Below are 23,630 nucleotides of genomic sequence, written 5' to 3' on the forward strand. Positions count from 1 at the left end.
CGCTGCGGTACCGTCGGGGGCGATGGCCACGATCGAGGAGTGCCGCGCCGCACTGGGGAAGCTTTCGGACAGCATGCGGGGGGCCGAGGGCGAGGTCCGCGCGGCCGCCGCGCTGGAGCGCTCGGTGAGCTGCCACATCACCGACCTGGACGTCACCTTCGCCGGCCGGATGACGGGCGGGCGGATCGAGGTGGACGCCACCCTCCCCGGCCCGCCGCGGGAGAAGGCGCAGATCAGGCTCGCCCTGGCCGGGGACGACCTGGTGGCCCTGGTGGACGGCGAACTGAACTTCGCGACCGCCTGGGGCTCGGGCCGGGTACGGCTGGAGGCGAGCCTGCTGGATCTGTTCCGGCTCAGGAAGCTGCTGTGAGCCGTGCCTTGCGGGCGGCGGGCACGACCAGCGGGGTGCCCGTCTCCGGGTCGTCGATCACCTGACAGCGCAGTCCGAACACCTCTTCCACCAGCTCGGCGGTGACGATGTCGCCCGGCGCGCCCTCGGCGATCACCTTCCCGCCGCGCAGGGCGATGAGGTGGGTGGCGTAGCGGGCGGCGTGGTTGAGGTCGTGCAGCACCGCCACCAGCGTCCGGCCCTGCTCCTCGTGGAGTTCGGCGCACAGGTCGAGGACGTCGATCTGGTGCTGGATGTCCAGGTAGGTGGTCGGCTCGTCCAGGAGCAGCAGCGGGGTCTGCTGGGCGAGCGCCATGGCGATCCACACCCGCTGCCGCTGCCCGCCGGACAGCTCGTCGACGTACCGGTCGGCCAGCTCGGCCACGCCGGTCTGCCGCATCGACTCCCGCACGACCCGCTCGTCCTCGGCCGACCACTGGCGCAGCAGGCCCTGGTGCGGGTAGCGGCCCCGGCCGACCAGGTCGGCGACCGTGATGCCGTCGGGCGCGACGGCCGTCTGGGGCAGCAGGCCGAGGGTGCGGGCGACCTTCTTCGCGGGCATCGACTGGATGGCCTGTCCGTCCAGCAGCACCCGGCCCTCGCTGGGCTTGAGCATCCGCGACAGCGCCCGCAGCAGCGTCGACTTGCCGCACGCGTTCGGGCCGACGATCACCGTGAAGGAGTGATCGGGGATCTCCACCGACAGCTGCTCGGCGATGACACGCTGGTCGTAGGCGAGGGTGACGTTCTCGGCGGACAGGCGGTTCACAGTGCTCCTCGGATTGTTCGTCGGGCCGGCGGGGGTCATATCCGGCCCGCCCGGCGCTCGGTGACCAGCAGCCACAGCAGGTAGGCGCCGCCGAGCACGCCGGTGACCACGCCGACGGGCAGCTGGTCGGCGCCGAAGGCGCGCTGGGAGGCCCAGTCGGCGGCGACCAGCAGGGTCGCGCCCATGCACAGCGACGGCACCAGGTTGGGCCCCGGCGAGCGGGTCAGCCGGCGGGCGAGCTGCGGCGCGGTCAGCGCGACGAAGCTGACGGGGCCGGCGGCGGCCGTGGCGGCGGCGGTGAGCAGGACGGCGCTGACCATGAGCAGCAGCCGCACCCACTGCACGCGCACACCGAGCGCGTGGGAGATGTCGTCGCCCATCTCCATCATCCGCAAGCCCCGGGCGTTGACGAGGACCAGCGGGACGAGGACGACGCACAGCGCGAGCAGCGGCCAGACCTGGGCCCAGTCCCGGCCGTTGAGCGAACCCGTCATCCACACCACCGCGCGGGCGGCGTCGACCAGGTCGGCCTTGGTGAGCAGATAGCCGTTGACGGCCGTCATGACCGCGTTGACGCCGATGCCGACCAGCACCATCCGGTAGCCGTGCACGCCCTGCTTCCAGGCGAGCAGATAGACGGCGAGACCGGTCGCGAGACCGCCGGCCAGCGCGCCGGCGGTCACCTGCGAGGCGCTGCCGGACAGCAGCACGATCACGGTCAGCGCGCCGGCCGTGGAGCCCTGCGACAGGCCCAGCACGTCCGGGCTGCCCAGCGGGTTGCGGGAGATCGACTGGAACAGGGCGCCGCCGAGGCCGAGACAGGCGCCGACCAGCAGGCCGACGAGGACCCGGGGCAGGCGCAGTTCGTTGACGATGAAGTCCTGGTAGGCGGTGCCGTTCCCGGCGAGCGTGCGCAGCACGTCGGCCGCCGGGATCCGCGCGTCGCCGGTCCCGATCAGGGCGACGCCGGCGGCGCAGGCGGCGACCAGCAGCAGCACGACGACGGTCAGGGCACGCGGGTCCAGGCGCACGGAGAGCCCGCCGGGGGTGCGCACGGCACGGCTCCTGGAGTGGGTCTTCACAGCTGGGCCGTCCTCCGCCGTCGTACGAGAAAGATGAAGACCGGGCCGCCGATGAGCGCGGTGACGATGCCGACCTGGAGCTCGGCGGGCCGGGCCACGACCCGGCCGAGGACATCGGCGCCGAGCAGCAGCACGGGCGCCAGAACCATGGCGTAGGGCAGGATCCAGCGCAGGTCGGGGCCGGTGAAGGAGCGCACGACGTGCGGCACCATCAGGCCGACGAACATGATCGGGCCGCAGGCGGCGGTCGCGGCACCGCACAGCACCACGGCGGACAGCATGGCCAGCGCGCGGGTGCGGTCGAGGTTGGCGCCGAGGGCGCGGGCGGTGTCGTCACCCATCTCCACCGCGTTCAGCGGCCGGGCCAGCGCCAGCGCCAGCACCATGCCGACCGCGAGGAACGGCAGCACCTGCACGATGGTCGCGTCGGTGGCCGAGACCAGCGAACCCACCGTCCAGAAGCGCATCTTGCCCAGGGCCGCGCCGTCCGTGATCATCACGGCCTGGAGATAGCCGTACAGGGCCGCGGTGATCGCCGTACCGGCGAGCGCGAGCCGCACCGGGGTGGCGCCCCGGCTGCCGCCGAGGAACCACACCAGCCCGCCGACCGCCGCCGCGCCCAGGAACGCGAACCACACGTAGCCGGTCAGGCTGGTGACGCCGAGAAAGGTCATGGCCGTGACGACGGCGGCGGAGGCGCCCGCGTTGATGCCGAGCAGTCCGGGGTCGGCCAGCGGGTTGCGGGTCAGCGCCTGGAGCACCGCGCCGGAGAGGCCGAGCGCGGCACCGACCAGCAGACCGAGTACCGTGCGCGAGAGCCGTTCGCCCACGACCACGTCGCCGTACGTGCCCGTGTCGTGGAACAGGCCGTGCCAGACCTGGGCCGGTGACAGCCCTTTCGCTCCGATCGCGATGCTCGCCAGGGCGACGAGCACCAGGAGCACGGCCGAGAGCAGGAGCCCAAGGGCCCTGGCCACATGGCGGGTTGGGGGCGCGGGGGCGTGCTCCGCGCGCTGTTCCGGAGGACTGTCGACCAACACGGGGTTAGGTTAGCCTACCCTGCGCTCCTTCTCGATCCCCGGTACGTGCCCGGTCCCGCTGGTCCCGTGCGACCCCGTCGCCCCTCCTGCCGGGAGTGACCACCACCGACCGCCACGGCCGCAGGGTGACCACCCCGACCGCACGGCCGCAGGGTGACCACCCCAGCCGAACCCGTCAAAGCCCCAGCCGGGCCAGCGCCTTCCCGCCGTCCAGCGCGCAGGAACCCTCGCCCGCCGCCGTCCAGGCCGCCGCGCACAGCGCCCGCAGCCCGTCCAGCGCCTCGCCGTCGCCCGTCAGCTCCAGCCGGTCGGCCCCGGCCGTCGCCGTCCAGCCGCCACAGCGGAAGCCGGCCCCGTCCCCGGTGACCTCCGGCTGCCCGGTGAGCAGCCCGCGCAGATCCGCGTCCACATAGGTCGGCCTGTGGTGAGGCGGCGCGGCCAGCAGCTGCGCCCCGTCGGTGACTCCGGTGAGCACCAGCAGCGAGTCGACCCCGCCGTTGAACGCGCCCTCGATGTCGGTGTCCAGCCGGTCCCCGACCACCAGCGGGCGCTCGGCACCGGTCCGGATGATCGTCTCGCGGTGCATCGGGGGCAGCGGCTTGCCCGCGACCTGCGGCTCGGCGCCGGTCGCGATCCGTACCACCTCCACGGCCGCCCCGTTCCCCGGAGCGATGCCCCGCCCGCTGGGAATCGTCAGGTCGGTGTTGGACGCGAACCACGGCACGCCCCGCCGGACGGCGTACGACGCCTCCGCGAACCGGCCCCACGGCAGGTCCGGCCCGCCGTAGCCCTGGACGACCGCCGCCGGGTCGTCGTCCGCCGACTCCACCGGCACCAGGCCGCGCTCGCGCAGCGCCACCCTGAGCCCATCGCCGCCGATCACCAGCACCCGCGCCCCGGCCGGCACCTGCTCGCTGATCAGCCGGGCGACGGCCTGCGCGGAGGTGATCACGTCGTCCGCGCCGGTCGGTATGCCCAGCTCCGTCAGGTGCCCGGCCACCGTGTCCGGGGTGCGCAGCGCGTTGTTGGTGACGTACGCCAGCCGCATGCCGCCCGAGCGGGCCACCGCCAGCGAGTCGACCGCGTGCGCGATCGCGCTGCCGCCCGCGTAGACCACCCCATCCAGGTCGAGCAGCGCCGTGTCGTACGCCTCGCTCAGGGGCTGCCCACTGCCCTCGGGCCTGGTCCTGACGCCTTGGCTCATGTCCGTATCGCTCCTCGTAGACTCGCCTTTCCCCCGATCATCCCGCATGCCACCGGCACACGTACGATGCCGGGATGAAGACAGCAGGTCACTCGGAGGCAACGACGCGCCGCGGCCTGGAACTCACCCCGTTCCGCGGCCTGCGTTACGACCCCGACCGGGTCGGCAGCCTCGCCTCCGTCACTTCCCCTCCCTACGACGTCGTCGTACGGCCCGACGGCCTGCACCATCTCCAGTCGGCCGACCCGCACAACATCGTCCGGCTGATCCTGCCGCAGGCCGGCACGCCCAGCGCCCGCACCGAGCAGGCCGCCGACACCCTGCGCCGCTGGCTGGCCGAGGGCATCCTCGTCGCCGACCCGGATCCGGGCCTGTACGTGTACGAGCAGCGCGACGGCGAGGGCATGCTCCAGCGCGGGATCATCGGCACGCTGCGGGTCACGGAGCCCGCCGAGGGCGTGGTGCTGCCGCACGAGGACGTCATGCCGCCCGTGGTCGCCGACCGCGCCGCCCTGATGCGCGCGACCCGCGCGAACCTGGAACCGCTGCTGCTGACCTACCGGGGGGACGGCGCCATGGCCCCCGGTACGGCGGCCGGGGCGGGCACCGGTACGGCGGCCGAGGCGGGCACCGGTACGGCGGCCGAGGTGATCGAGCGCACGGCGAGCCGCCCGCCGCTGCTGGCCACCACCACCGAGGACGGCTTCCGGCACCGCCTGTGGTCCATCACCGACCCCGTCGACCTGGCCCGCGTCCAGGGGGACCTGGCCGGCCGCCAGGCACTGATCGCCGACGGCCACCACCGCTGGGCCACCTACCGGCGGCTGCGCCTGGAACACCCCTCCCCCAGCCCCTGGGACTACGGCCTGGTCCTGCTGGTCGACACCGTCCGCTATCCGCTGCGGGTCCGCGCCATCCACCGGCTGCTGCACGGGCTGCCGGTCGCGGACGCGCTCCGGGCGGTGAAGGGCCTGTTCCGGGTACGACGGCTCGACGCGCCCCTGCCGGAGGCCCTGGCCGCCCTGGCGGACGCGTCCTGCGCGGGCAACGCGTTCCTGCTGGCCGGTGACGGCGCCTTCCACCTGCTCGACCGTCCGGACCCGCGGCTGCTGGCCCGGACGGTCCCGGCGGACCGGCCGGCCGCCTGGCGCTCGCTGGACGCCACGGTGCTGCACGCCACGCTGCTGGAGCACGTCTGGCGCATCCCCGAGGACTCCCCGGCGCACGTCGCGTACATCCACGACACGGCGGCGACGGTCGAGAAGGCGGAACGCGACGGCGGTACGGCCGTCCTGATGCACCCGGTCCGCGAGGAGGTCGTACGCGACCTGGCCCGGCAGGGGGTGACGATGCCCCGCAAGTCGACGTCGTTCGGCCCGAAGCCGGCGTCGGGGCTGGTGCTGCGCGCGCTGGAGATCTGAGCCGAGGGCAGGACCTGAAAAGGGGGGCGGGCTCCATGGGAACCCGCCCCCCTTTCAGGTGACTGCCGGCGTCAGTGCTTGTCGCCGTCCTCCGGGGAGGCGTCCGCGGACCCGGCCGCTTCCCCGGACCCGGCCGCTTCCCCGGGCTCGTCCGCTTCCCCGGGCTCGTCCGCGGCGTCCTCGGCCAGGGCGTCGACGAACTCCACGCCGTCCAGCTCGGCGAGCCGGTCGGAGGCGTCCGTGCTGCCGTCCCGGTCGGCCTCGACGGCCTTGGCGAACCACTCCCGGGCCTCGCGCTCCCGGCCGGCGGCCAGCAGGGCGTCGGCGTAGGCGTAGCGCAGGCGCGCGGTCCAGGGCTGCACCGAGTTGGAGGCCAGCTCCGGGCTCTGGAGCGTCACGATGGCCGCGTCCAGCTGGCCCATGTCACGCCGGGCGCCGGCGGCGACGAGCCGCATCTCGACCTGCCCGGCCTTGTCCAGCTTGTGCACCTCCGAGGCGCCGGCCATGTCGAGCGCCTTCTCCGGCCGGCCGAGCCCGCGCTCGCAGTCGGCCATCAGCGGCCACAGCTCGACGGTGCCGGTCATCCGCCGGGCGGCCCGGAACTCGGCGAGGGCCTCGCTGTACTTCTGGGTCGCGTACGCGGCGAACCCGGCGGCCTCGCGCACGGCGGCCACCCGGGACGCCAGGCGCAGGGCGACCTTGGAGTAGCCGTAGGCGCCCTCGGGGTCCTCGTCGATGAGCCGGGCGACCATCACCAGGTTCTTGGCGACGTCCTCCGCGAGCGTCTTGGGCAGGCTCTGCAGCTCCTGCCGGACGTCCTTGTCAATCTCGTCGCCGGTGACGTCCTCCGGGATCGGCAGCCGCTTGATCGGCTCCCGGTCCCTGTCCCGGTCCCGCTCGTCGCGGAACCGGCCACCGCCACGGCGGTCGTCCCGTCCGTCACGTCCCCGGAAGCCGCCGCCCGGCCGGCCACCGCGGTCGTCCCTGCGGGGCCCACGGCCGCCGCGGTCGTCCCGTCCCCGGAAACCACCGCGCTCCCCACGGCTGTCGTCCCGACGGAAGCCACCACGGTCGTCACGGCGGTCATCGCGCCGGTCGTCACGGCGGAAGCCACTGCGGTCGTCGTCACGGCGGTACGACGGACGGTCACCCCGGTCGTCCCGCCGGTCGTCACGGCGGTCGTCCCGCCGGTCGTCGCGACGGAACCCGCGGTCTCCCCGGTCGTCCCGTCGGTCATCGCGCCGGTCATCGCGGCGGTCGTCACGGCGGAAGCCGCCGCGCTCACCGCGGTCACGGTCGTCCCGCTGGAACGCCGGACGTCCGCCCCGGTCGCCCTCGCGACGGAACCCACCACCACGACGGTCATCACGCCGGTCGTCACGACGGTCATCGCGGCGATCGTCGCGCCGGAAGCCGCCGCGCTCACCGCGCTCACGGTCGTCCCGCCGGTCGTCGCGACGGTCGTCACGGCGCCCGAAACCACCACGGTGGTCGTCGCGACGGTCGTCACGGCGGAAGCCACCGCGGTCGTCGTCACGGCGGTACGACGGACGGTCACCCCGGTCGTCCCGCCGGTCGTCGCGGCGGTCGTCGCGACGGAACCCGCGGTCTCCCCGGTCGTCCCGTCGGTCATCGCGCCGGTCATCGCGGCGGTCGTCACGGCGGAAGCCGCCGCGCTCACCACGGTCACGGTCGTCCCGCTGGAACCCCGGACGCCCGCCCCGGTCGCCCTCGCGACGGAACCCACCACCACGACGGTCATCACGCCGGTCGTCACGACGGTCATCGCGGCGATCGTCGCGCCGGCCGTAGCCGCCACGGTCGTAGCCGCCCCGGTCACTGCCGCGACGCTCGCTGTCCCGGCGGTCGTTGTCTCGCCGGAAGCCGCCGCGGTCACCCCGGTCACCACTGTCCCGTCGCCGCTGGTCGCGCTCCGGACGGTCGCCGGGAGAGTTGGTGGACATGGTGACTCCTGTCTGTGGTACCGCAAGCATTGTAAAAACAAAAGGACCCCTGGTCCCAGCTGAACGCTGGTGACCAGGGGTCCTCCAAAGATTGTTCGGCGGCGTCCTACTCTCCCACAGGGTCCCCCCTGCAGTACCATCGGCGCTGTGAGGCTTAGCTTCCGGGTTCGGAATGTAACCGGGCGTTTCCCTCACGCTATGACCACCGAAACCCTAATGGTTTCGAGCGAACAAGCACACTCTTTACTTGTGTTCTCGGTTCAGCTCTGAGCCGGCAACCGTTCGTTGCCTCAGAACATACACAGTGGACGCGAGCATCAATGGACAAGCCCTCGGCCTATTAGTACCGGTCACCTCCACACGTTACCGTGCTTCCAGATCCGGCCTATCAACCCAGTCGTCTACTGGGAGCCTTACCCCATCAAGTGGGTGGGAGTCCTCATCTCGAAGCAGGCTTCCCGCTTAGATGCTTTCAGCGGTTATCCCTCCCGAACGTAGCCAACCAGCCATGCCCTTGGCAGAACAACTGGCACACCAGAGGTTCGTCCGTCCCGGTCCTCTCGTACTAGGGACAGCCCTTCTCAAGACTCCTACGCGCACAGCGGATAGGGACCGAACTGTCTCACGACGTTCTAAACCCAGCTCGCGTACCGCTTTAATGGGCGAACAGCCCAACCCTTGGGACCGACTCCAGCCCCAGGATGCGACGAGCCGACATCGAGGTGCCAAACCATCCCGTCGATATGGACTCTTGGGGAAGATCAGCCTGTTATCCCCGGGGTACCTTTTATCCGTTGAGCGACGGCGCTTCCACAAGCCACCGCCGGATCACTAGTCCCGACTTTCGTCCCTGCTCGACCCGTCGGTCTCACAGTCAAGCTCCCTTGTGCACTTACACTCAACACCTGATTGCCAACCAGGCTGAGGGAACCTTTGGGCGCCTCCGTTACCCTTTAGGAGGCAACCGCCCCAGTTAAACTACCCATCAGACACTGTCCCTGATCCGGATCACGGACCCAGGTTAGACATCCAGCACGACCAGACTGGTATTTCAACGACGACTCCACCCACACTGGCGTGCGAGCTTCACAGTCTCCCAGCTATCCTACACAAGCCGAACCGAACACCAATATCAAACTGTAGTAAAGGTCCCGGGGTCTTTCCGTCCTGCTGCGCGAAACGAGCATCTTTACTCGTAGTGCAATTTCACCGGGCCTATGGTTGAGACAGTCGAGAAGTCGTTACGCCATTCGTGCAGGTCGGAACTTACCCGACAAGGAATTTCGCTACCTTAGGATGGTTATAGTTACCACCGCCGTTTACTGGCGCTTAAGTTCTCAGCTTCGCCCACCCGAAAGTGAGCTAACCGGTCCCCTTAACGTTCCAGCACCGGGCAGGCGTCAGTCCGTATACATCGCCTTACGGCTTCGCACGGACCTGTGTTTTTAGTAAACAGTCGCTTCTCGCTGGTCTCTGCGGCCACCCCCAGCTCACGGCGCAAAGCCGATCACCAGACGTGGCCCCCCTTCTCCCGAAGTTACGGGGGCATTTTGCCGAGTTCCTTAACCATAGTTCACCCGAACGCCTCGGTATTCTCTACCTGACCACCTGAGTCGGTTTAGGGTACGGGCCGCCATGAAACTCGCTAGAGGCTTTTCTCGACAGCATAGGATCATCCACTTCACCACAATCGGCTCGGCATCAGGTCTCAGCCACATGCAAGGCGGATTTGCCTACCTTGCGGCCTACACCCTTACCCCGGGACAACCACCGCCCGGGATGGACTACCTTCCTGCGTCACCCCATCACTCACCTACTACCAACTTGGGTCAGCGGCTCCACCACTCCCCTTTGCCCGAAGGCTCCAGGGCGGCTTCACGGCCTTAGCATCACTGGATTCGATGTTTGACGCTTCACAGCGGGTACCGGAATATCAACCGGTTATCCATCGACTACGCCTGTCGGCCTCGCCTTAGGTCCCGACTTACCCTGGGCAGATCAGCTTGACCCAGGAACCCTTAGTCAATCGGCGCAAACGTTTCTCACGTTTGTATCGCTACTCATGCCTGCATTCTCACTCGTCAACCGTCCACGACTACCTTCCAGTGCCGCTTCACCCGGCAGACGACGCTCCCCTACCCATCACAGCGGGCGTTGGCCCTCATGCTGCAATGACACGACTTCGGCGGTACGCTTGAGCCCCGCTACATTGTCGGCGCGGAATCACTAGACCAGTGAGCTATTACGCACTCTTTCAAGGGTGGCTGCTTCTAAGCCAACCTCCTGGTTGTCTCTGCGACTCCACATCCTTTCCCACTTAGCGTACGCTTAGGGGCCTTAGTCGATGCTCTGGGCTGTTTCCCTCTCGACCATGGAGCTTATCCCCCACAGTCTCACTGCCGCGCTCTCACTTACCGGCATTCGGAGTTTGGCTAAGGTCAGTAACCCGGTAGGGCCCATCGCCTATCCAGTGCTCTACCTCCGGCAAGAAACACACGACGCTGCACCTAAATGCATTTCGGGGAGAACCAGCTATCACGGAGTTTGATTGGCCTTTCACCCCTAACCACAGGTCATCCCCCAGGTTTTCAACCCTGGTGGGTTCGGTCCTCCACGAAGTCTTACCTCCGCTTCAACCTGCCCATGGCTAGATCACTCCGCTTCGGGTCTTGAGCGTGCTACTAAAACGCCCTATTCGGACTCGCTTTCGCTACGGCTTCCCCACCCGGGTTAACCTCGCAACACACCGCAAACTCGCAGGCTCATTCTTCAAAAGGCACGCAGTCACGAGACACCAGCAAGCTGATGTCCGACGCTCCCACGGCTTGTAGGCACACGGTTTCAGGTACTATTTCACTCCGCTCCCGCGGTACTTTTCACCATTCCCTCACGGTACTATCCGCTATCGGTCACCAGGGAATATTTAGGCTTAGCGGGTGGTCCCGCCAGATTCACACGGGATTTCTCGGGCCCCGTGCTACTTGGGTGTCTCTCAAACGAGCCGCTGACGTTTCGACTACGGGGGTCTTACCCTCTACGCCGGACCTTTCGCATGTCCTTCGCCTACATCAACGGTTTCTGACTCGTCCCACGGCCGGCAGACCGTAGAAGAGAGATCCCACAACCCCCACGACGCAACCCCTGCCGGGTCTCACACGTCGAAGGTTTGGCCTCATCCGGTTTCGCTCGCCACTACTCCCGGAATCACGGTTGTTTTCTCTTCCTGCGGGTACTGAGATGTTTCACTTCCCCGCGTTCCCTCCACACTGCCTATGTGTTCAGCAGCGGGTGACAGCCCATGACGACTGCCGGGTTTCCCCATTCGGAAACCCCCGGATCAAAGCCTGGTTGACGACTCCCCGGGGACTATCGCGGCCTCCCACGTCCTTCATCGGTTCCTGGTGCCAAGGCATCCACCGTGCGCCCTTAAAAACTTGGCCACAGATGCTCGCGTCCACTGTGCAGTTCTCAAACAACGACCAGCCACCCATCACCCCCGGACGAATCCGAAGTTCACTGGGGCCGGCAACTGAGGAAAGTTCATTCCCTCAGACACCCAACAGCGTGCCCGACACCCTCACCACCCAGCCGTTCCGTTCCACGCCGAAGCAGTACTAAGAAGACCAGAAGATCAAGTGTGCCGAGTAGTCAACGTTCCACCCATGAGCTGACCACCGTCGAACATTCGCCGACGTAGTGGCTCTGGCTGCCTTGCGGCAGCTAGATGCTCCTTAGAAAGGAGGTGATCCAGCCGCACCTTCCGGTACGGCTACCTTGTTACGACTTCGTCCCAATCGCCAGTCCCACCTTCGACAGCTCCCTCCCACAAGGGGTTGGGCCACCGGCTTCGGGTGTTACCGACTTTCGTGACGTGACGGGCGGTGTGTACAAGGCCCGGGAACGTATTCACCGCAGCAATGCTGATCTGCGATTACTAGCGACTCCGACTTCATGGGGTCGAGTTGCAGACCCCAATCCGAACTGAGACCGGCTTTTTGAGATTCGCTCCACCTCACGGTATCGCAGCTCTTTGTACCGGCCATTGTAGCACGTGTGCAGCCCAAGACATAAGGGGCATGATGACTTGACGTCGTCCCCACCTTCCTCCGAGTTGACCCCGGCGGTCTCCCGTGAGTCCCCAGCACCACAAGGGCCTGCTGGCAACACGGGACAAGGGTTGCGCTCGTTGCGGGACTTAACCCAACATCTCACGACACGAGCTGACGACAGCCATGCACCACCTGTACACCGACCACAAGGGGGGCACCATCTCTGATGCTTTCCGGTGTATGTCAAGCCTTGGTAAGGTTCTTCGCGTTGCGTCGAATTAAGCCACATGCTCCGCCGCTTGTGCGGGCCCCCGTCAATTCCTTTGAGTTTTAGCCTTGCGGCCGTACTCCCCAGGCGGGGCACTTAATGCGTTAGCTGCGGCACGGACAACGTGGAATGTTGCCCACACCTAGTGCCCACCGTTTACGGCGTGGACTACCAGGGTATCTAATCCTGTTCGCTCCCCACGCTTTCGCTCCTCAGCGTCAGTATCGGCCCAGAGATCCGCCTTCGCCACCGGTGTTCCTCCTGATATCTGCGCATTTCACCGCTACACCAGGAATTCCGATCTCCCCTACCGAACTCTAGCCTGCCCGTATCGACTGCAGACCCGGGGTTAAGCCCCGGGCTTTCACAACCGACGCGACAAGCCGCCTACGAGCTCTTTACGCCCAATAATTCCGGACAACGCTTGCGCCCTACGTATTACCGCGGCTGCTGGCACGTAGTTAGCCGGCGCTTCTTCTGCAGGTACCGTCACTCTCGCTTCTTCCCTGCTGAAAGAGGTTTACAACCCGAAGGCCGTCATCCCTCACGCGGCGTCGCTGCATCAGGCTTTCGCCCATTGTGCAATATTCCCCACTGCTGCCTCCCGTAGGAGTCTGGGCCGTGTCTCAGTCCCAGTGTGGCCGGTCGCCCTCTCAGGCCGGCTACCCGTCGTCGCCTTGGTGAGCCGTTACCTCACCAACAAGCTGATAGGCCGCGGGCTCATCCTGCACCGCCGGAGCTTTACAACCCGGGAGATGCCTCCCAGGCTCATATCCGGTATTAGACCCCGTTTCCAGGGCTTGTCCCAGAGTGCAGGGCAGATTGCCCACGTGTTACTCACCCGTTCGCCACTAATCCCCTCCCGAAGGAGGTTCATCGTTCGACTTGCATGTGTTAAGCACGCCGCCAGCGTTCGTCCTGAGCCAGGATCAAACTCTCCGTGAATGTTTACCGGTAATCCGGTGTACACATCACGAGAGCGGTGCGAGAGGAGGAATAGTCCCCTCGCACACAGCGTCCTCGCTGTGTTTTTTCAAAGGAACCTCGTCCCAGCGGATGCTGGAGACGGGGTATCAACATATCTGGCGTTGACTTTTGGCACGCTGTTGAGTTCTCAAGGAACGGTCGCTTCCTTTGTACTCACCCTCTCGGGCTTTCCTCCGGGCGCTTCCCTTCGGTCTTGCGTTTCCGACTCTATCAGATCTTTTCTCGATCCGATTTCCTCGGTGCTTTCCAGGTTCCCGCTCTCGCGTTTCCCTTTCCGGCGGTTCCGACTCTATCAGATCCTTTCGGTTCCGATTCCCGGTCGGCGGGATTTGCCCAGGGGCTTTCGGCTTTCGCCGTCCGCCCTTTCGACATTCACTACGTTAGCCGATTCCTTCCGGGGCTCATAATCGAGTCCCGCGGGTTCGAATTCGGGCACACGAGGGCGCTCGAAACGACCCTGTCGAAGGGCTTGTGCTAGGTAGTGGGTTGGCCGCTCCGGCTGCAGGCGATCGCCGTACCCGGTTCAGCGGCTCGGAATACGTTACGCACTCCGACCGGCCGCGTCAACCTCGGCGGCGCCTGGGCACATGCGCCCGGTAGGGGCTGACGGTGGGATCGTCCGCCACCCAGTAGCGCCACGGGTGGAGGTCGCCGTCGCCGCCCACGCCGGCGACACCGGTGCGGGGACCGCTGCGTACCTGGTCGGAGGGGACCGGCGTGCCGGTCAGTACCCGCAGCGGGGTCTCGTCCGGGGTGCACGCGTCCGTGCCGTCCAGTGCCCGGTCGATCCCCAGGGCGGTGGCCAGCCGGGCGGGACCCTTGGCCAGTTCCTTGTCGTTGCGGGCCGAAAGGCGTCGCTTGCGGGCCAGCTCGGCGCCCTCCACCACCTCGCCGGCGCGCAGCAGCACGGCGCTCGCCCGGCCCTCGGGTCCGCAGACCAGGTTCATGCAGTGCCACATGCCGTAGGTGAAGTAGACGTAGACGTGTCCGGGCGGGCCGAACATCACGGCGTTGCGGGCGGTGCGGCCGCGGTAGGCGTGGGAGCCGGGGTCGTTCGGGCCGTCGTAGGCCTCCACCTCGGTGAGGCGGAGGGCGATCGGGCCGTCGGGTGTGCTGCGGACCAGGATGCGGCCGAGGAGGTCCGGGGCGACCTCCAGGACCGGGCGGTCGAAGAAGGTGCGGGGCAGTGGCGTACGGTCCGGGGGCGCGATCATGCCCTCCGAGGGTAGTCCAGAGGGCGTACCGGCCCGGCGGAACCGGTCGTGGGCGGATCGCGTTCGTACCGGTCGAGGATTCTTCGTAATAGGGAGTGCCATGGCGTTCAAGAAGCTGCTTGCGAGCCTGGGGGCCGGCGGCGCGTCGGTCGAGACGGTGCTGACCGAGGTCAACGTGGTGCCGGGCGGTGTCGTCCAGGGTGAGGTGCGGATCCAGGGCGGTTCCGTGAACCAGGCCATCGAGGGGCTGTCCGTCGGTCTCCAGGCCAAGGTCGAGGTGGAGAACGGCGACCAGGAGTACAAGCAGGACATCGAGTTCACGAAGGTGCGGCTCGGCGGTGCCTTCGAGCTCCAGGCAGGTGCCGTGCACGCGGTGCCGTTCGGGCTGGAGATCCCCTGGGAGACGCCCGTCACCATGATCGACGGGCAGTCGCTGCACGGGATGCACATCGGCGTGACCACCGAGCTGGCGATCGCGCGGGCCGTGGACTCCGGCGACCTGGACCCGATCAACGTGCATCCGCTGCCGGCGCAGAAGGCCATCCTGGACGCCTTCATCCAGCTGGGCTTCCGCTTCAAGAACGCGGACATGGAACGCGGCCACATCCGGGGTACGCGGCAGAAGCTGCCGTTCTACCAGGAGATCGAGTTCCTCCCGCCGGCGCAGTACCGGGGCCTGAACCAGGTCGAGCTGAGCTTCGTGGCGGACGAGCACGCGATGGACGTCGTGCTGGAGATGGACAAGAAGCCGGGTCTGTTCAGCGAGGGCTCGGACACCTACCGGTCCTTCCAGGTGGGCCTGAACGACTGGCAGGGGACCGACTGGGCGGCTTACCTCAACCAGTGGCTGTCCGAGGTCGGCAGCAAGCGCAACTGGTTCTAGGCTCGGAGCTGCTGGTTCCAGATCATCGATCAGGAGGTACCGAGGTGACCGAGCTCAAGCGGCGGCCGCTCCCCCATGACTTCCATCCGCCCGTGCCGTCGTTCACGGTGACGAGCGAGGACGTCCGGGAGGGTGCCACGCTGGGAAGCGCCCAGGTGTACGCGGAGGGCAACACCTCGCCGCAGCTGCGCTGGGAGGGCTTTCCCCCGGAGACCAAGAGCTTCGCCGTGACCTGCTACGACCCGGACGCGCCGACCGGCAGCGGGTTCTGGCACTGGGTCCTGTTCGACATCCCGGCCTCGGTGACCGAGTTGCCCGCGGGTGCGGGCGGCGGCAAGTTCGAGGGGCTGCCCGAGGGTGCCGTGCACGCGCGGAACGACTACGGGACGAAGGACTTCGGCGGTGCCGCTCCGCCTCCCGGGGACGGCCCGCACCGGTACGTCTTCACGGTGTACGCGGTGGACCAGGAGAAGCTGGGTCCGGACGCGGACGCCTCGCCGGCCGTGGTCGGCTTCAACCTCCGGTTCCACACGCTCGCGCGCGCCCAGCTGATCGGCGAGTACGAGAACCCCGCGCAGGGCTGAGCGCCGTAACGCGATCCAGTCCAGCGTTCACTGAACGTTTGCCCGCCTCCGGTCTTGGAAGTGATCGGAGGCGGGCATTTTTTATTGCGTTGTCCATCTCGGCGTGCCCGTCCAGAGTTGATCCAAGCCCGCCGGGGGTGGGCAGGCGCATACGGGAGGTGGGCTGGATGCGTGACACGTTGGTCCTGAACGCGAGTTTCGAGCCGCTGTCGACGGTGTCCCTGAACCGAGCCGTGGTCCTGGTGCTCCAGGACAAGGCCGTGGTCGAACAGGCCCACCCCGAACTGCGGATGCGCGGTGCGGATGTCGACATCCCGGTGCCCCGGGTGATCCGGCTGTGCCGGTACGTGCGGGTGCCGTTCCGAAGACGAGCCCCGTGGTCGCGGCGGGGGGTGCTGGTGCGGGACCGGCACCGGTGCGCGTACTGCGGGCGCCGGGCCACGACCGTGGACCATGTGGTGCCGCGAGCGCAAGGCGGGCAGGACACGTGGCTGAACACGGTGGCCGCGTGTGCGGAGGACAATCACCGCAAGGCGAACCGGACTCCGGAGGAGGCCGGGATGACGCTGCTGCGGCAGCCGTTCGAACCCACGCCGGCCGACGCGATGCTGCTCTCGCTGGGGCAGGAAGAGATCGCCGCGCTTCCCGAGTGGCTCGCCAGGGACGCGGCCTAGGCGTCTGCCGGGTTCTTCCGGGAGTGTGGCCGCCCGTCGTCGTGGCGTGCTCGCGCGGGTTCCCGCGCCCCTCGCGGGGCGCGGGGTGGACGCGGCTCAGTCGATCGGAGGCTTCTCCCGGCGTTCCGTACCGCCGTTGCTGCCGTTGTTGCCCGAACCGCCGCCGAGGGACCCGAAGTTGCCGACGGCCCCGGAGAGGCCCTTGAGGGCGTCGCCGATTTCGCTGGGGACGATCCAGAGCTTGTTGGCGTCGCCCTCGGCGATCTTGGGGAGCATCTGGAGGTACTGGTAGGAGAGCAGCTTCTGGTCCGGGTCGCCGGCGTGGATGGCCTCGAAGACCGTGCGGACGGCCTGGGCCTCGCCCTCGGCGCGCAGGGCCGCGGCCTTGGCCTCACCCTCGGCGCGCAGGATCTGGGACTGCTTCTCGCCCTCGGCGCGCAGGATCTCCGACTGCCGGACACCTTCGGCCTGGAGGATCGCGGCGCGCTTGTCCCGGTCGGCGCGCATCTGCTTCTCCATCGAGTCCTGGATGGAGGTGGGCGGTTCGATGGCCTTCAGCTCCACGCGGTTGACGCGGATGCCCCACTTGCCGGTGGCCTCGTCCAGGACGCCGCGCAGGGCGGCGTTGATCTCCTCGCGGGAGGTCAGGGTCCGTTCGAGGTCCATGCCGCCGATGATGTTGCGCAGGGTGGTGACGGTGAGCTGCTCGATCGCCTGGATGTAGCTGGCGACCTCGTAGGTGGCGGCCCGGGCGTCGGTGACCTGGTAGTAGATGACCGTGTCGATGTTCACGACCAGGTTGTCCTGGGTGATCACCGGCTGCGGCGGGAACGGGACGACCTGTTCCCGCAGGTCGATGCGGTTGCGGATGGTGTCGATGAACGGGACGACGATGTTGAGGCCCGCGTTCAGCGTCCGTGTGTAGCGGCCGAAGCGCTCGACGATGGCGGCGCTGGCCTGTGGGATGACTTGGATCGTCTTGATCAGGGCGATGAAGACCAACACCACCAGGATGATCAGGACGATGATGACCGGTTCCATCGTCGCTCCCCGTACCCTTCTCCGCCTCGGCGCCTTCGGCAGATCTCATGTCTGTTGAGGATCTTGCTGGTCGAGTCTGTCAGACCGTCGCGCAACTCGTGAGCCGTTCCCGGTGAGTTGTCCTCACAGGACGATCGCGGTGGCCCCTTCGATGTCCACGACGTCCACCTCCTGACCCGCCTCGTAGGTCCGGCCGGTGTCGAGGGCGCGGGCCGACCAGACCTCTCCGGCGAGCTTGATCCGGCCGCCGGACGCGTCGACCCGTTCCAGGACGACGGCTTGTCTGCCCTTCAACGCCTCGACGCCGGTGGCGAGTTGTGGTCGCTGTCTGCTGTGCCGGGCGGCGATGGGCCGGACGACGGCGATGAGGGCGACGGAGACGACGACGAACGCCAGGACCTGGATGACGGCGTCGAAGCCGAGGGCCGAGACGACCGCCGCCGCGACGGCTCCCACCGCGAGCATGCCGAACTCGGGCATGGCGGTGACCACGAGCGGGATTCCGAGCGCCGCCGCGCCGACGAGCCACCACACCCATGCGTCGATGTTCACATGGTCATGGTAGGGCCGCGGTCGGGCGGCGGACAGGGCGCGCAGGGGGGAGCGGCGGGGTCAGGACAGAGGCAGACCCTGGGCGGTCCAGCGGTCGCCGACCTGCTCCACGACGAGCGGGAGGCCGAAGCACAGGGAGAGGTTGCGGGAGGTCAGTTCCAGCTCGACGGGGCCGGCGGCGAGGACCTTGCCCTGGCGGATCATGAGGACGTGGGTGAAGCCGGGGGCGATCTCCTCGACGTGGTGCGTGACCATGATCATCGAGGGGGCGATGGGGTCGCGGGCGAGCCGGCCGAGGCGGCGCACCAGGTCCTCGCGCCCGCCGAGGTCGAGACCGGCGGCGGGCTCGTCCAGCAGGAGCAGCTCGGGGTCGGTCATCAGGGCGCGGGCGATCAGGGTGCGCTTGCGCTCGCCCTCGGAGAGGGTGCCGAACTTCCGGTCCAGGTAGTCGCTCATGCCGAGGCGGTCGAGGAAGGCGCGGGCGCGCTGCTCGTCGACGTCCTCGTACTGCTCCTGCCAGCCGGCGGTCATGCCGTAGGCGGCGGTGAGGACGGTCTGCAGGACGGTCTGGCGCTTGGGGAGCTTGTCGGCCATGGCCATGCCGGCCATGCCGATGCGGGGGCGCAGCTCGAAGACGTCGGTGCCGGGCTTGCCGAGGGTCTCGCCGAGGATGGTGGCGGTGCCCTTGCTGGGGTAGAGGTAGCTGGAGGCGACGTTCAGGAGGGTGGTCTTGCCCGCGCCGTTGGGGCCGAGGATGACCCAGCGCTCGCCCTCCTTCACCGACCAGGAGACCTGGTCCACCAGAGCCCGGCCCTCGCGGACCACGGATACGTCCTCAAGCTCCAGAACATCGCTCATGAGCGCGTTGTCTCCCCTTGCAGTGTGGCCGGTCTCGGCTGTCGCGTACGCCTGTGACGGGGTCTCGCGCCGGTGGGCGCAGCCCTTATGAAATCTACGCCACGAGTGCCCCGCTCCATTCCATCGGTCCGGTCCTTAGGGTGGGGGCATGCTCTCGGAACCGCGTTCAGGACGCCTCGCAGCTTGGGGCAATGCCCTTTTGGCCGGACTTGTCCCTCCGGACGACGCCGCCCTCGCCATCGTGGGCGAGGACACGGTGCACCGGGTGGACGGGCTGCCCGGTGAGCCGGCGCCGGTCGGGCTGACGCTCGCGCTGGGGCGGCTGCGCGCGCTGGGGGTGACCGGGCTGCGGGTGGCGCTGCCGGCGCCGGGGCATCCGCTGGGGCTGAGCGGCCCGCCGGAGTTCAACACGCGGGCGCTGGAGGCCGGGGAGGCGGTGGTCTGTCACGGCGCCGCGTTCGGGCTGGTGCCGGAGGTGTACGAGGCCGGGCCCGAGGGCGATGTGCACGCCGAGGTGGTCTGGCGGGTGCTGCCGGTGCGCGAGGCGCCGCCGGCCGACGTGCCGTCGCTCGGTGAGGCCGAGCGCGAGCTGGCGGAGGCGCTGCGGGAGGCGACCGAGGTGCTGTCGAAGCTGGACGTCGCCGGGTCGGGGCCGGTGGCGGAGGCGGCGATCGACGCGTACCGGGCGCGGGCCGAGCGGGGCCGGGAAGTGCTGGCGCCGGGGTATCCGCCGCGTGCGGTGCGGGTGCTGGAGCTGGCGCAGCGGGTGGGGCTGCTGGTGTCCCTGGCGTACGGCAACGGGCACGGGGGCGCGGTCAGCTCCGCCGAGATGCGGGCGCGGTCCGAGGCGCTGAGGCCGGTGGAACGTACGGCCCGGCGGGCCCAGGTGGCGGCGTACAACGCGTATGTGGAGGAGCGGGAGCGCGGGGGGCGGTGACCGGCTGCGGGGGCTCGGTTACGGGCGTCGGTGCCGGCGGCTCGTGAGGGGCCGGCAGGCAGGGGGGCGCCGTGTATGGCTCGGGGTTCGGGTACGGGAACGGCGAGGCCTCCCGGTGGGGCCGGGAGACCTGGGGTGCTGTCCGGGTGCGGGTCAGCTGTTGACGCCGAGGTTACCGAAGGCCGGGTTCAGTACGCCGATGACGTTCACGCTGTTGCCGACCGCGTTCACCGGGACGTGCACCGGCACCTGGACGACGTTGCCCGAGACGGCACCCGGGGACCCGGCGGCCCGGCCGGCGGCGCCGCTGTCGGCGGAGGCGATCCCCGCGCCGGCGGCCACCAGGCCACCCGCCACCATCGTCACGGCCGCTGCCTTCTTCAGGTTCTTCACTGTCTACCCCTCCTGGGTGTCCACCGCGGCGATCACCGCGGCACGCACTGGAGAACGGCGAGGATCACCGGAGGATGCGCCGTCCGGGTGACATTCCCACGACGGTATGAATCTCAGTCCGGTCCGTGACGCTCCGTGTTGCCGTGGCGCGGGCCCGGCCGGGGCGGGTCAGCCGGCCACGCCGTGGCGTACGGCCCACAGCGCGGCCTGGGTGCGGTCGGCCAGGTCGAGCTTCATCAGGATGTTCGAGACGTGCGTCTTGACGGTCTTCTCGGACAGGACGAGGGCGCGGGCTATCTCCCGGTTGGAGCGGCCGTCCGCGATCAGGCCGAGCACCTCGCGCTCCCGCTCGGTGAGCGAGCCTCCCCTGCCCTGTCCGCCGCCCGCCTCCTCCCGGGCGAGCAGGGCGTCGGCGACCTCGGGCTGGAGCAGGACGTGCCCGGCGTGCACGGAGCGGATGGCACCGGCGAGGGCGTCGGGGTCCACGTCCTTGTAGACGTAGCCGGCGGCGCCCGCGCGCAGGGCCGGGACGACCGTGCGCTGCTCGGTGAAGCTCGTGACGATCAGCACGCGCGCGGGGTTGCCGAGTTCGCGCAGTCTGCGCAGCGCGTCGATGCCGTCCATACCCGGCATCTTGACGTCCAGGAGGACGACGTCGGGCCGCAGTTCCTCGGCGCGGGCGACTCCCTCGGCGCCGTCGGCGGCCTCGCCGACGACCTCTATGTCGTCCTGCACCTCAAGGAAGGTGCGCAGGCCCCGGCGGACGACCTGGTGGTCGTCGACCAGCAGCACCTTGATCGGTTCACCCACCGGGGACCTCCATCTCGATCGTGGTGCCCTTGCCGGGCGCCGATTCCACGGTCAGCGAGCCGCCGACCCCGCCGGCCCGGTCCCGCATGGAGACCAGGCCGAGGTGGCGGCCGGCGCGGCGGACCGCCGTGGGGTCGAAGCCGCCGCCGTCGTCGGTGACGCGCAGGACGGCGCCGCAGCCGCGCCGCTGCACGCTGACGTCCACGTGTGCCGCGCCGGAGTGCCGCAGGGCGTTGTGCAAAGCCTCCTGGGCGACCCGGAGCATGGCCTCCTCCTGGGCCGCGGGCAGGGCGCGCAGGCCGGCGCCGGTGAAGGTGACGCGGGCGGTGTGGGCGCGGTCGAGGACCTGTATCTGGGTGCGCAGGGTGGCGACGAGGCCGTCCTCCTCCAGCGCGGCGGGCCGCAACTCCACGACAGCGGCGCGCAGTTCGTCGGCGGCCTCGGCGGCGAGCGAGGCCACCTGGTGCAGTTCGCCCTTGGCGCGGGCGGGGTCGCGGTCGACGAGCGCCGCCGCGGCCTGGGCCGTCAGGCGCAGCGAGAACAGCTTCTGGCTGACCGCGTCGTGCAGTTCGTGGGCGAGGCGGGAGCGCTCCTCGGCGATGGTCAGTTCGCGGCTGCGCTCGTAGAGCCGGGCGTTGGTGAGGGCGATGGCGGCGTGCTGGGCGAGGATGGAGAGCAGTTCCTCGTCGTCCTGGGTGAAGCCGCAGCTTCCCTCCGGCTTGGGGCAGCGCTTGTTCGCGAGGAAGAGCGCCCCGATGACCTCCTCGCCGTCCCTGATCGGCAGGCCCAGGAAGTCGGCCAGGTCGGGGTGGGCGTCCGGCCAGCCCTCGAAGCGGGGGTCCTTGCGCACGTCGGCGAGGCGCTCGGCCTTCGCCTCGTGCAGCATCGCGGCGAGGATGCCGTGCTGGCGCGGGAGCGGGCCGATGGCACGCCACTGCTCCTCGCTGACGCCGTCGACGACGAACTGGGCGAAGCCGCCGTGGTCGTCGGGGACGCCGAGGGCGGCGTACTGCGCGTCGAGCAGTTCGCGGGCGGAGGCGACGATCGTCTTGAGCACGTCGCGCACCTCCAGATGCCTGCTCATGGCCAGCAGCGCGGAGCTGACCGCGGCGAGGCCGGACCGGGGGCCTTGACTCATGTCCTCACGGTACCGGCGGGGTCCGACACCCCGGATCGGGCCGGTGACGGCGGGGCCTGGTCCCCTGGTCCTAGGGCGGTCGGCGGAGCCGGGGGCGCAGGTGGTGGACGCCGTACGTACATACGTGACGTACGCGCGCGCGAGGGGCCGGGCTCTGCCTCGGGGACGAGGCCGGCGGCGGCCGTCTCATACCTGGGGAGGAGGAGCCTCACGGTGGGCGTTGCGATGGCAACTCGCTGTGAGGAGGACCGGTATTCCATGTGAGCCCGCGCATAGGGTCTACATCACGTACGAAGGCACATAGGAGATGCACCCGTCCGCATGAACGGGATCGACGGTCCCGTCTGTCCTATTTTGCCCTTCCCTGATCCACTACCCGGGATCGTATGTCACGCCTTTGCCTGGGCATTTTGCGGCCGCTAAGAATTGCCTCGTCGCTCAGCGCCGCGGGTTCCCACCGCGGCGTTCGTGCGGGAGGAGCCGATTCCCCCGGCGGACGCAGGAGCGACCTCCGCGCTATCGAAGAGGTCCATCAGCCATGCCCAAGAACATGCTCAGCCGTGCCCATAGTCGTCCGCTGACCAAGCAGCGCAGGATCGCCGCCGTCGCGGGTGTCGCCGCGTTCGGCACCGCCGCCGTCGCCCTCTCGGCCACCGTCGGTCACGACGGCACCGTCACCACGGGTGCCCCGGCCGCGGCCGCGCAGGTCTCCTCCGGCCTCGTGCTGAAAAACGTCCAGGGCACCGTCACCGGCCGGGAGGCCGCCGACAACGTCAAGCTGGACACTCTCGCGGCGCGCAAGAAGGCCGCCGACGCCGCTGCCGCCGCCAAGGCTGCCAAGGCCGCCGAGCAGAAGCAGGCCGCCGCCCGCAAGGCCGTGCGGCAGCACTCCGCCGTCCAGGCCGCCACCCGCTCCACCCAGCGTCTGGACATCCAGCCGGTCGCCGCCAAGACGTACGCCAACAACCTCGACGGCTGGATCCGGCAGGCCCTGTCCATCATGAAGGCCAAGGGCATCCCGGGCAGCTACAGCGGCCTGCACCGCAACATCATGCGGGAGTCCTCCGGCAACCCCCTCGCCATCAACAACTGGGACATCAACGCCGTCAACGGCATCCCGTCGAAGGGCCTGCTCCAGGTCATCCCGCCGACCTTCAGCGCCTACCACGTCCCCGGCACGTCCTGGAACATCTACGACCCGGTCGCCAACATCACCGCCGCCGCCAACTACGCGGCCGACCGGTACGGCTCGATCGACAACGTCAACAGCGCGTACTGAGGCCTGGCGCGGGACCTCAGCCACGTAACGCCGAAGGGCGGCACCCCGGATCACGGGGTGCCGCCCTTCGGCGTTAGCGCGGGCGTGTACGGGCG

Annotated in this window: 20 protein-coding genes and 3 rRNA genes; 7 read left to right on the forward strand and 16 right to left on the reverse strand. The window is 68.9% G+C overall.

The window, feature by feature from the left end; translation table 11 throughout:
- Window positions 1-22 precede the first annotated feature (22 nt).
- Complete coding sequence (locus Srubr_RS06480; RefSeq protein WP_189996038.1) at window positions 23-370, forward strand: sterol-binding protein; 348 nt, start codon at window positions 23-25, stop codon at window positions 368-370.
- On the opposite strand, the gene Srubr_RS06485 is transcribed toward Srubr_RS06480, so the two are convergent.
- The 4 genes from Srubr_RS06485 to Srubr_RS06500 form a co-directional block, all read right to left on the reverse strand.
- Window positions 354-1,196: an ABC transporter ATP-binding protein gene (locus tag Srubr_RS06485; protein WP_189996037.1), complete on the reverse strand. Its 843-nt coding sequence runs from the start codon at window positions 1,194-1,196 to the stop codon at window positions 354-356. The two genes, Srubr_RS06480 and Srubr_RS06485, sit on opposite strands and share 17 nt — an antisense overlap.
- On the reverse strand, window positions 1,193-2,239 hold the full coding sequence (locus Srubr_RS06490) for a FecCD family ABC transporter permease (RefSeq protein ID WP_189996036.1): 1,047 nt from the start codon (window positions 2,237-2,239) through the stop codon (window positions 1,193-1,195). The genes Srubr_RS06485 and Srubr_RS06490 overlap by 4 nt, the downstream gene beginning before the upstream one ends.
- Window positions 2,236-3,279, reverse strand: coding sequence for a FecCD family ABC transporter permease (locus tag Srubr_RS06495; protein WP_189996035.1), 1,044 nt, complete (start codon window positions 3,277-3,279; stop codon window positions 2,236-2,238). The genes Srubr_RS06490 and Srubr_RS06495 overlap by 4 nt, the downstream gene beginning before the upstream one ends.
- Before the next feature lie 175 nt (window positions 3,280-3,454).
- Window positions 3,455-4,483 (reverse strand): HAD hydrolase-like protein, encoded by a 1,029-nt coding sequence (locus Srubr_RS06500; protein WP_189996034.1) that lies wholly within the window; start codon window positions 4,481-4,483, stop codon window positions 3,455-3,457.
- Between the two features lie 74 nt (window positions 4,484-4,557).
- Between Srubr_RS06500 and Srubr_RS06505 the strand changes: the two genes are divergently transcribed.
- Window positions 4,558-5,904, forward strand: a complete 1,347-nt coding sequence (locus Srubr_RS06505) for a DUF1015 family protein (RefSeq protein WP_189996033.1) — start codon at window positions 4,558-4,560, stop codon at window positions 5,902-5,904.
- A gap of 71 nt (window positions 5,905-5,975) precedes the next feature.
- Here the strand turns inward: Srubr_RS06505 and Srubr_RS06510 are convergent, their stop codons facing one another.
- From Srubr_RS06510 to Srubr_RS06535, 6 genes are all read right to left on the reverse strand, one after another.
- A complete protein-coding gene (locus tag Srubr_RS06510; protein WP_194732797.1) occupies window positions 5,976-6,764 on the reverse strand; it encodes a tetratricopeptide repeat protein in 789 nt (262 codons plus the stop codon).
- Complete coding sequence (locus Srubr_RS06515) at window positions 6,656-7,810, reverse strand: hypothetical protein (protein WP_203854923.1); 1,155 nt, start codon at window positions 7,808-7,810, stop codon at window positions 6,656-6,658. The genes Srubr_RS06510 and Srubr_RS06515 overlap by 109 nt, the downstream gene beginning before the upstream one ends.
- A 151-nt stretch (window positions 7,811-7,961) precedes the next feature.
- A 5S ribosomal RNA gene (gene rrf / locus Srubr_RS06520) occupies window positions 7,962-8,078 on the reverse strand.
- Window positions 8,079-8,188: 110 nt separating this feature from the next.
- Window positions 8,189-11,308, reverse strand: a 23S ribosomal RNA gene (locus Srubr_RS06525).
- A gap of 295 nt (window positions 11,309-11,603) precedes the next feature.
- Window positions 11,604-13,130, reverse strand: a 16S ribosomal RNA gene (locus tag Srubr_RS06530).
- Together the 16S, 23S and 5S rRNA genes form the textbook arrangement of a ribosomal RNA operon.
- Window positions 13,131-13,735: 605 nt before the next feature.
- Window positions 13,736-14,386 (reverse strand): DNA-3-methyladenine glycosylase, encoded by a 651-nt coding sequence (locus Srubr_RS06535; RefSeq protein ID WP_189998049.1) that lies wholly within the window; start codon window positions 14,384-14,386, stop codon window positions 13,736-13,738.
- A 100-nt stretch (window positions 14,387-14,486) separates the two neighbouring features.
- On the opposite strand from Srubr_RS06535, the gene Srubr_RS06540 reads away from it, so the two are divergent.
- The 3 genes from Srubr_RS06540 to Srubr_RS06550 all read left to right on the forward strand — a co-directional run bounded on the left by Srubr_RS06540 (window position 14,487) and on the right by Srubr_RS06550 (window position 16,527).
- On the forward strand, window positions 14,487-15,269 hold the full coding sequence (locus Srubr_RS06540) for a sporulation protein (RefSeq protein WP_189998050.1): 783 nt from the start codon (window positions 14,487-14,489) through the stop codon (window positions 15,267-15,269).
- Window positions 15,270-15,313: 44 nt separating this feature from the next.
- Window positions 15,314-15,853, forward strand: coding sequence for a YbhB/YbcL family Raf kinase inhibitor-like protein (locus Srubr_RS06545; protein WP_189998051.1), 540 nt, complete (start codon window positions 15,314-15,316; stop codon window positions 15,851-15,853).
- A gap of 167 nt (window positions 15,854-16,020) precedes the next feature.
- Entirely contained in the window at window positions 16,021-16,527 is a 507-nt protein-coding gene (locus Srubr_RS06550; RefSeq protein ID WP_030791048.1) for an HNH endonuclease, read from the forward strand.
- Window positions 16,528-16,623: 96 nt separating this feature from the next.
- Here Srubr_RS06550 and Srubr_RS06555 read toward each other — a convergent pair whose 3' ends face one another.
- The 3 genes from Srubr_RS06555 to Srubr_RS06565 all read right to left on the reverse strand — a co-directional run bounded on the left by Srubr_RS06555 (window position 16,624) and on the right by Srubr_RS06565 (window position 18,978).
- Complete coding sequence (locus tag Srubr_RS06555) at window positions 16,624-17,568, reverse strand: SPFH domain-containing protein (protein WP_189998052.1); 945 nt, start codon at window positions 17,566-17,568, stop codon at window positions 16,624-16,626.
- A 123-nt stretch (window positions 17,569-17,691) separates the two neighbouring features.
- Complete coding sequence (locus Srubr_RS06560) at window positions 17,692-18,120, reverse strand: NfeD family protein (protein WP_189998053.1); 429 nt, start codon at window positions 18,118-18,120, stop codon at window positions 17,692-17,694.
- Window positions 18,121-18,180: 60 nt separating this feature from the next.
- Complete coding sequence (locus Srubr_RS06565) at window positions 18,181-18,978, reverse strand: ABC transporter ATP-binding protein (RefSeq protein WP_189998054.1); 798 nt, start codon at window positions 18,976-18,978, stop codon at window positions 18,181-18,183.
- A 148-nt stretch (window positions 18,979-19,126) separates the two neighbouring features.
- On the opposite strand from Srubr_RS06565, the gene Srubr_RS06570 reads away from it, so the two are divergent.
- Window positions 19,127-19,915 (forward strand): hypothetical protein, encoded by a 789-nt coding sequence (locus Srubr_RS06570; RefSeq protein WP_189998055.1) that lies wholly within the window; start codon window positions 19,127-19,129, stop codon window positions 19,913-19,915.
- Between the two features lie 153 nt (window positions 19,916-20,068).
- Here the strand turns inward: Srubr_RS06570 and Srubr_RS06575 are convergent, their stop codons facing one another.
- The 3 genes from Srubr_RS06575 to Srubr_RS06585 all read right to left on the reverse strand — a co-directional run bounded on the left by Srubr_RS06575 (window position 20,069) and on the right by Srubr_RS06585 (window position 22,256).
- Window positions 20,069-20,308 (reverse strand): chaplin, encoded by a 240-nt coding sequence (locus tag Srubr_RS06575; RefSeq protein ID WP_189998056.1) that lies wholly within the window; start codon window positions 20,306-20,308, stop codon window positions 20,069-20,071.
- Between the two features lie 168 nt (window positions 20,309-20,476).
- Window positions 20,477-21,118: a response regulator gene (locus tag Srubr_RS06580; protein WP_189998057.1), complete on the reverse strand. Its 642-nt coding sequence runs from the start codon at window positions 21,116-21,118 to the stop codon at window positions 20,477-20,479.
- A complete protein-coding gene (locus Srubr_RS06585; RefSeq protein WP_189998058.1) occupies window positions 21,111-22,256 on the reverse strand; it encodes a GAF domain-containing sensor histidine kinase in 1,146 nt (381 codons plus the stop codon). Before Srubr_RS06585 ends, Srubr_RS06580 begins: the two co-directional genes overlap by 8 nt.
- A 538-nt stretch (window positions 22,257-22,794) precedes the next feature.
- Between Srubr_RS06585 and Srubr_RS06590 the strand changes: the two genes are divergently transcribed.
- On the forward strand, window positions 22,795-23,535 hold the full coding sequence (locus tag Srubr_RS06590) for a transglycosylase SLT domain-containing protein (protein ID WP_189998059.1): 741 nt from the start codon (window positions 22,795-22,797) through the stop codon (window positions 23,533-23,535).
- Window positions 23,536-23,630: the final 95 nt, after the last annotated feature.

It is taken from the genome of Streptomyces rubradiris, from assembly GCF_016860525.1.
Taxonomy (GTDB): domain Bacteria; phylum Actinomycetota; class Actinomycetes; order Streptomycetales; family Streptomycetaceae; genus Streptomyces; species Streptomyces rubradiris.

What these genes read in the sequence shown, in the direction of transcription:
- Srubr_RS06480 (WP_189996038.1), top strand. Translation starts at nt 23, where the DNA reads ATGGCCACGATCGAGGAGTGCCGCGCCGCACTGGGGAAGCTTTCGGAC.
- Srubr_RS06485 (WP_189996037.1), bottom strand. Translation starts at nt 1,196, where the DNA reads ATGACCCCCGCCGGCCCGACGAACAATCCGAGGAGCACTGTGAACCGC.
- Srubr_RS06500 (WP_189996034.1), bottom strand. Translation starts at nt 4,483, where the DNA reads ATGAGCCAAGGCGTCAGGACCAGGCCCGAGGGCAGTGGGCAGCCCCTG.
- Srubr_RS06505 (WP_189996033.1), top strand. Translation starts at nt 4,558, where the DNA reads ATGAAGACAGCAGGTCACTCGGAGGCAACGACGCGCCGCGGCCTGGAA.
- Srubr_RS06535 (WP_189998049.1), bottom strand. Translation starts at nt 14,386, where the DNA reads ATGATCGCGCCCCCGGACCGTACGCCACTGCCCCGCACCTTCTTCGAC.
- Srubr_RS06540 (WP_189998050.1), top strand. Translation starts at nt 14,487, where the DNA reads ATGGCGTTCAAGAAGCTGCTTGCGAGCCTGGGGGCCGGCGGCGCGTCG.
- Srubr_RS06550 (WP_030791048.1), top strand. Translation starts at nt 16,021, where the DNA reads ATGCGTGACACGTTGGTCCTGAACGCGAGTTTCGAGCCGCTGTCGACG.
- Srubr_RS06555 (WP_189998052.1), bottom strand. Translation starts at nt 17,568, where the DNA reads ATGGAACCGGTCATCATCGTCCTGATCATCCTGGTGGTGTTGGTCTTC.
- Srubr_RS06565 (WP_189998054.1), bottom strand. Translation starts at nt 18,978, where the DNA reads ATGAGCGATGTTCTGGAGCTTGAGGACGTATCCGTGGTCCGCGAGGGC.
- Srubr_RS06570 (WP_189998055.1), top strand. Translation starts at nt 19,127, where the DNA reads ATGCTCTCGGAACCGCGTTCAGGACGCCTCGCAGCTTGGGGCAATGCC.
- Srubr_RS06585 (WP_189998058.1), bottom strand. Translation starts at nt 22,256, where the DNA reads ATGAGTCAAGGCCCCCGGTCCGGCCTCGCCGCGGTCAGCTCCGCGCTG.
- Srubr_RS06590 (WP_189998059.1), top strand. Translation starts at nt 22,795, where the DNA reads ATGCCCAAGAACATGCTCAGCCGTGCCCATAGTCGTCCGCTGACCAAG.